Below are 6,012 nucleotides of genomic sequence, written 5' to 3' on the forward strand. Positions count from 1 at the left end.
GCGTGCCGGGTTGGCCCTTCTTCAACGCAATGGGAATGGCATGTTGCAGCAGCAAACCGGCGTCCCACGCATGGCCGCCGAATGTCGAAATCGAGCCTGCGCCATTCGCGCCTTCATACGCATGCTTGTACGCAAGCGAAGCCTTCTTCACAGGATTCGAGTCGGGCAGCTGATCGGCGACGAGCAGCGGACCGGCGGGCAGATACGTGCCCTCGCAATCCTTGCCGCACACGCGCAGGAAGTCGTTGTTGGCGACGCCGTGCGTCTGATAGTACTTGCCCGCGTAGCCGCGCTCCTTGAGCGTTTTCTGCGGCAGCGCGGCGGGCGTGCCGGCGCCGGCGATCAGCACGGCATCCGGATGCTGCGAAATCATCTTCAGCACCTGACCGGTGACGGACGCATCATTGCGCGCGAAGCGCTCATTGGCGACCAGCTTGATGCCCTGCTTCGCGGCGGCGGCGCTGAACTCTTTGTACCAGCTCTCGCCGTAGGCATCCGCGAAACCGATGAAGGCCACCGTCTTCACGCCATGCGCGGCCATGTGCTGCGCAATCGCACCGGCCATCAGCTGGTCGTTCTGGGGCGTCTTGAAAACCCACGCGCGCTTCGCATCCATCGGCTCGACGATCGAGGCGGCGGCGGCCATCGAGATCATCGGCGTGGAGGTTTCCGCGGCGACATCGATCATCGCGAGCGAGTTCGGCACGACGGTCGAGCCGAGCAGCGCATCGACGTGATCTTCGCTCGTGAGCTTGCGCGCGTTCTTCACCGCCTGCGTGGAGTCGGTCGCGTCGTCGAGCACGATGTAGTCGACTTTCTGGCCCGCGATTTCCTTCGGCAGCAGTGCAACGGTGTTCTTTTCCGGAATGCCGAGCGAAGCGGCCGGCCCGGTGGCCGACAGCGTGACGCCGATCTTCACGTCTGCGTATGCCCCGCCGGCCGTCGCCGCGAGCACCCCGGTCGCGACGCAAGCCGCCCCCATCCAACGCCAAACCAACCGCATCTCCACTCCTTCGATAATCGCTTTTTTATTGCAACGGATTTTGTGGCGCGCCGCCCTCGATTAGCCCTTTGGCAAATCCAGGCAAATCGATAATCGGTTGCAGGAAATCAATGCACAAACGCTGACCGAACGGTCGGCGAATGGCGAGTGTAGCGGTCTGCGTATTCAGCTGGCAAGCCCTTTCGAACTGCTTACAGCGCGCATGATTACGCAGCGACTTTGCGTAATGCGCAGAGCCTTGTGGGGTGGCGATTCGCGCCCACGCGGCGGGAAATGCGTAACTGAGCGGAGGGAAATACATACACGCGAAAGCGTGAAAGATTCATGCCTCGCGATGCGAAAACGATAATGGCGAAAATCCGCGCAGAAATATAAAAAGCGCTGTTGGACTCTCATCCAACAGCGCTTCCTTGTCCGGGCACTGGGTGCCTCAGTTGTCTCCTCGTTCTCCACCTGCAAATTCGGTGCATCAGAACTAAGTGAAACTTTAAACTTACCCCCCCTTAGCAGCAACTAGCATTTACCCTAGTGGTGCAGTGCGGCACCGAAGTGGGGCGCGTTGCAACGAGATTGTCGCACTACGGGGCGTACCGGCATGTCGCAACGCGACATGGTCGCGCGGGACGCTCATTCTAACGCAGTGCCAGGTATTCCTCTGCGTGCGCCTCGCTCATGCGCGCAGCGGCCGCACGCGCGCCACGATCTCGCCAACAATGCCGCGCCGGAACGCCAGCACGCAGGCGATGAAAATCAGCCCCGTGACGATCGTTGTGGACTCACCGAGCGAGCGGAACCAGTCCACGCCAGTGACCGAAGCGATCGCGGTGCCGATGTCGCCCAGACGATCTTCGAGCGAGACGATCAGCGCCGCGCCGAGCAGCGGCCCGAACAGCGTGCCCATGCCGCCCACGAGCGTCATGAGGATCACGAGGCCGGACATGGTCCAGTAGGCGTCGCCGAGCGTCTCGAAGCCGAGCACGAGCACCTTGAGCGCGCCGGCAAGACCCGCAAGCCCCGCCGAGAGCACGAACGCCAGCAGCTTGAAGCGGTCGGTGTCGTAGCCGAGCGAGATTGCACGCGGCTCGTTCTCCTTGATCGCGACGAGCACCTGCCCGAACGGCGAATGCACGATGCGCACGATCAGCAGGAACGCGAGCACCATCACCACGAGCACGACGTAGTAGAGCGAGAGGTCCGAATCGAGCGAAAACACGCCGAAGAGCTTGCCGCGCGGCACGGCCTGCAAGCCATCCTCGCCATGTGTGAACGGCGCCTGCAGGAACACGAAGTAGACCATCTGCGCGAGCGCGAGCGTGACCATCGAGAAGTAGATGCCCTGGCGCCGGATCGCGAAAGCGCCCACCACGAACCCGATCAGCGTGGCCACCGCGGTGCCCGCGAGCACGCCGAGCTCGGGTGTCACGCCGAGCGACTGGATCGCATAGCCGGCCGTGTAGCCCGCGCTCGCGAGAAACATGGCGTGGCCGAACGAGAGCAACCCCGTATAGCCGATCAGCAGGTTGAAGGCCGCGGCGAACAGCGCGAAGCACAGCACCTTCATCACGAAGAGCGGATAGATGCCCGCGAACGGAGCGGCGATCAACCCGATCAGCAACAAACCATAAAGCGCTTTCCTTTGCATCATCGTTCCTTGCCGAAGAGGCCAGCGGGGCGAATCAGCAGCACGATCGCCATGATCACGAATACCACGGTTGCCGAGGCTTCCGGCCAGAACACGCGCGTGAAGCCCTCGATCACGCCCAGTAGCAGGCCCGTGAGAATCGAGCCCATGATCGAGCCCATGCCGCCGATCACGACCACGGCGAACACGGTGATGATCATCGGCTGCCCCATGAGCGGCGAAACCTGGATCACGGGCGCGGCCAGCACGCCTGCGAACGCGGCGAGCGCGACGCCGAAGCCATACGTGAGCGTGATCATGAGCGGCACGTTGATGCCGAACGCCTCGACGAGCTTGGGGTTTTCCGTGCCCGCGCGCAGGTAGGCGCCAAGGCGCGTCTTCTCGATCACGAACCACGTGGCGAAGCACACGGCGAGCGAGGCCACCACCACCCACGCACGATAGTTCGGCAGATACATGAAGCCGAGATTGGTCGCGCCCGCGAGCAGGTCGGGCACGTCATAGGGCTGCCCCGACGAGCCGTAGATCGAGCGAAACACGCCCTCCACCACGAGCGTGAGCCCGAATGTCAAGAGGAGTCCATACAGATGATCTAGCCGGTACAGCCAGCGCAGCATCGAACGCTCGATCAGTACGCCGAAAAGACCCACCACGACCGGCGCGATCACGAGCATCGCCCAGTACGGCAGGTTGAAGTAAGACAGGCCCATCCACGTGAGCATCGCGCCCAGCATGAACAACGCGCCATGCGCGAAGTTGATCACGTTGAGCATGCCGAAGATCACCGCGAGCCCAAGACTCAAGATCGCGTAGAACGAGCCGTTCACGAGCCCGAGCAACAACTGGCTCAGTAATGCCGGCAACGGAATGCCAAAGATAGTCATGGAAGCCGCCGTCTCCTCAAGATCGCATACGTGCGGCACATGGCGCGGCGCCCGCTCAACCCCGGGGCCACCGTGCCGCGTGCCGTTAAAGCGCCTGCGCGCTTACTTCCACAACGCGCACTTCGATTCCTGCTTGGTCGTATACGCCTGCTCGCCGGGGATCGTCTGCAGCACCCTGTAGTAGTCCCACGGCCGCTTCGATTCGGAAGGCTTCTTCACCTCGACCAGATACATGTCGTGGACCAGCACGCCGTCCGCGCGGATATAGCCGCCCTTCGTGTAGAAGTCGTTGACCTTCGTCTTCTTCAGTTGCTCCATGACCTTGTCCGCATCGGTCGTGCCGGCCGCCTGCACCGCCTTCAGATACGTCGTCACCGCCGAGTAATCGGCTGCCTGCAGCTCGGACGGCATCTTCTTCGTCTGGTCGAAATAGCGCTGCGCCCACTTGCGCGTGTCGTCGTTCTGGTCCCAGTACCAGCCCGTCGTCAGCACGAGGCCCTGCGTCGTGTCGAGCCCGAGGCTGTGCACGTCGGGCAGGAACATCAGCAGCGCGGCGGTCTTCATCGTCTTGTTGATGCCGAATTCCTTCGCGGCCTTGATCGCGTTGACCGTGTCGCCGCCGGCGTTCGCGAGGCCGAGGATCTGCGCCTTCGACGACTGCGCCTGCAGCAGGAACGACGAGAAGTCAGACGCCGACAGCGGGTGCCGTACCTCGCCGAGCACCTGGCCGCCGTTCGCCTTCACGACGTCCGCGGTGTTCTTCTCGAGCGACTTGCCGAACGCGTAGTCGGCGGTCAGGAAGAACCAGGTCTTGCCGCCCTGCTTGAGCACCGCGAGGCCCGTACCCTTCGCCAGCGCCACCGTGTCGTAGCCATAGTGGACCGTGTACGGCGTGCACTGCTCGTTGGTCAGGGCATCCGTGCCCGCGCCGGTGTTGAAGTACACACGCTTTTTCTCTTGCGCGACCTGGTTCATCGCGAGCGCGGTCGCCGAGTTCGTGCCGCCGAGCAGCATGGTGAGCCCGTCACGGTCGAACCATTCGCGCGCCTTCGAAGCGGCGATGTCGGCCTTGTTCTGGTGATCGGCGTACTCGATCTGGATCGGCTTGCCGAGCACCTTGCCGCCGAAGTCGGCGACCGCCATCTTGATTGCCGTGAGACCACCCGGACCGTCGTCGTCGGCATAGAGACCCGACATATCGGTGATGAAGCCGATCTTCACCGCGTCGTCGGCGGCCTGCGCGCTCCCCGCGCTGAGCGCCATCGCAGCTACCGATGCGGCGAACAGACCCGCGAGCCGCGCGAACGTGGTTTTCTTCATTGCAGTCTCCTTCGTTGGTTGCGTAGTTATTGCGTCGTTATTCAGGAACACTCCATGAACAATCGGAGGCAAAACGGGCCGTGCGGCGCCCTACATCACGTTGCGCCGCGCGCAATGCAAGAAACGGTTTAAACGCCCAGCAGGTCGTGCAGCACGGGCATCTTCCCCTCGAGCTCGGCAATGCCGAAGTGCTCGACGATGCCCCCGTGCTCCATCACGTAGAAGCGGTCGGCAAGCGGCGCCGCGAAGCGGAAGTTCTGCTCGACCATCACGATCGTGTAGCCGCGCGACTTCAGGGTGAGGATCATGCGCGCGAGCGTCTGGACGATCACGGGCGCGAGGCCCTCGGAAATCTCGTCGAGCAGCAGCAGGTTCGCACCCGTGCGCAGGATGCGTGCCACGGCCAGCATCTGCTGCTCGCCGCCCGAAAGGCGCGTGCCCTGGCTGTGGCGACGCTCGGCGAGATTGGGAAACATCGTGTAGATCTCGTCGAGCGACATGCCCTGGGCGTCTTTTGCGCCGATGTGCGGCGGCAGCAGCAGATTCTCCTCGCACGACAGGCTGGCGAAGATGCCGCGCTCCTCCGGGCAATACCCCACGCCGCAATGCGCGATGCGATACGTGGGCATGTGGATGGTCTCGCGCCCGCCCACGCGGATCGACCCCGTGCGCCGCCCCGTGAGCCCCATGATGGCGCGCAGCGTCGTGGTGCGCCCGGCGCCGTTGCGCCCGAGCAGCGTGACGACCTCGCCGCGCGCGACGGTGAGATCGACGCCATGCAGAATGTGCGACTCCCCATACCACGCCTGCAGCCCGGTGATCTCCAGCGCGAGCGCGCCCTCGGCCGCACCCGCGGCGGCCACGGGCTCGCGTTCGGTCACTGTATTCATGCGTGCGCCCCCGTCAGCGCCGCGTCCGCGCTGCCCATATAGGCTTCGGCCACGAGCGGGTTCTTCGAAACTTCCGCGTAGCTGCCTTCGGCGAGCACCTCGCCGCGCTGCAGCACCGTAATGGTGTCGGATATGCCCGCGATCACGTTCATGTTGTGCTCGACCATGAGGATCGTGCGCCCGCTCGAGACCTTCTTGATGAGCGCCGTCACGCGGTCCACGTCTTCGTGGCCCATGCCCTGGGTCGGTTCGTCGAGCAGCATCAGTTCGGGC

At 63.6% G+C, this 6,012-nt stretch carries 5 protein-coding genes and 1 pseudogene; all 6 read right to left on the bottom strand.

Annotated elements, in window-relative coordinates:
- The coding region (locus tag VMJ11_RS03505; RefSeq protein WP_325616940.1) for an ABC transporter substrate-binding protein at positions 1–1,003 on the bottom strand (1,003 nt) is incomplete at its 3' end.
- A 670-nt stretch (positions 1,004–1,673) separates the two neighbouring features.
- Positions 1,674–2,645: a branched-chain amino acid ABC transporter permease gene (locus VMJ11_RS03510; RefSeq protein WP_325616946.1), complete on the bottom strand. Its 972-nt coding sequence runs from the start codon at positions 2,643–2,645 to the stop codon at positions 1,674–1,676.
- The gene (locus VMJ11_RS03515) at positions 2,645–3,529 is read right to left on the bottom strand and encodes a branched-chain amino acid ABC transporter permease (protein WP_325616942.1); all 885 of its coding nucleotides are present in this window, start codon (positions 3,527–3,529) and stop codon (positions 2,645–2,647) included. The genes VMJ11_RS03510 and VMJ11_RS03515 overlap by 1 nt, the downstream gene beginning before the upstream one ends.
- A 102-nt stretch (positions 3,530–3,631) precedes the next feature.
- Positions 3,632–4,849: an ABC transporter substrate-binding protein gene (locus VMJ11_RS03520; protein ID WP_414694288.1), complete on the bottom strand. Its 1,218-nt coding sequence runs from the start codon at positions 4,847–4,849 to the stop codon at positions 3,632–3,634.
- A gap of 128 nt (positions 4,850–4,977) precedes the next feature.
- The gene (locus VMJ11_RS03525; protein WP_325616944.1) at positions 4,978–5,739 is read right to left on the bottom strand and encodes an ABC transporter ATP-binding protein; all 762 of its coding nucleotides are present in this window, start codon (positions 5,737–5,739) and stop codon (positions 4,978–4,980) included.
- Positions 5,736–6,012, bottom strand: a pseudogene (locus tag VMJ11_RS03530) (ABC transporter ATP-binding protein); the annotation flags it as partial. The pseudogene VMJ11_RS03530 and the gene VMJ11_RS03525, both read right to left, overlap by 4 nt.

It is taken from the genome of Paraburkholderia sp., assembly GCF_035501035.1.
GTDB lineage: Bacteria > Pseudomonadota > Gammaproteobacteria > Burkholderiales > Burkholderiaceae > Paraburkholderia.

Coding starts and splice junctions, on each gene's coding strand:
- VMJ11_RS03525 (WP_325616944.1), bottom strand. CDS start 5,739: ATGAATACAGTGACCGAACGCGAGCCCGTGGCCGCCGCGGGTGCGGCC.
- VMJ11_RS03510 (WP_325616946.1), bottom strand. CDS start 2,645: ATGCAAAGGAAAGCGCTTTATGGTTTGTTGCTGATCGGGTTGATCGCC.
- VMJ11_RS03520 (WP_414694288.1), bottom strand. CDS start 4,849: ATGAAGAAAACCACGTTCGCGCGGCTCGCGGGTCTGTTCGCCGCATCG.
- VMJ11_RS03515 (WP_325616942.1), bottom strand. CDS start 3,529: ATGACTATCTTTGGCATTCCGTTGCCGGCATTACTGAGCCAGTTGTTG.